Annotated in this window: 1 protein-coding gene; it reads right to left on the reverse strand. The window is 60.3% G+C overall.

Going from position 1 to position 685, the window contains the following annotated elements:
- Window positions 1–16: 16 nt before the first annotated feature.
- On the reverse strand, window positions 17–685 hold a 669-nt coding region (locus tag OPC11_RS22060), incomplete at its 5' end, for an aminopeptidase (RefSeq protein ID WP_264783424.1).

Below are 685 nucleotides of genomic sequence, written 5' to 3' on the forward strand. Positions count from 1 at the left end.
GTGCTCCCTCGCGGACCTATCCCTCGAAGCCGTCTTCGAATTTGAAGGTCCCGTTGCGCTGGACGATTTCTCCGTCCACCTCGATGAACGAGTCCTCGCTCATATCGACGATCATATCGACGTGCGTGGCGCTCTCGTTGAGCGGTTGCCCCTCGGGGACGGTCTGCTCGATGGCCTTGCCGACGGCGAGGTGAATCGTATCGCCCATCTTCTCGTCGAAGAGCATGTTGTAGGTGAAGCGGTCGATGTCGCGGTTCATGCCGATGCCGAGTTCGCCCAGTTTGCGTGCGCCTTCGTCCGTATCGAGGATTCCGGCGAGCACCTCTTCGTTCTTCTCGGCGCTGAAATCGACGACCTCGCCGTCCTCGAATTCCAGCCAGACGTTCTCCACGATGCTACCCTGCCGGACGAGTGGTTTGTCGAAGAGCACTTCGCCCTCGACCGAATCGGGAACGGGCGCGGTGAACACTTCCCCGCCGGGGAGATTCTTCTCGCCGTAATCGTTGACGGTCTTCATTCCCGACACGGACATCGTGAGGTCGGTGGTGTCGCCGGAAACGATGCGCACCTCGTCGGCCGGGTCGAGAAGTTCGACCATCTGCTGCTGGTGTTTTCGTTGCTGGTCCCAGTCTTTGTTCACCGCGCCGTAGACGAACTCCTCGTAGGCTTCCGTGCTCATCTCGGC

It is taken from the genome of Haladaptatus sp. T7, from assembly GCF_026008575.1.
Classification (GTDB): domain Archaea; phylum Halobacteriota; class Halobacteria; order Halobacteriales; family Haladaptataceae; genus Haladaptatus; species Haladaptatus paucihalophilus.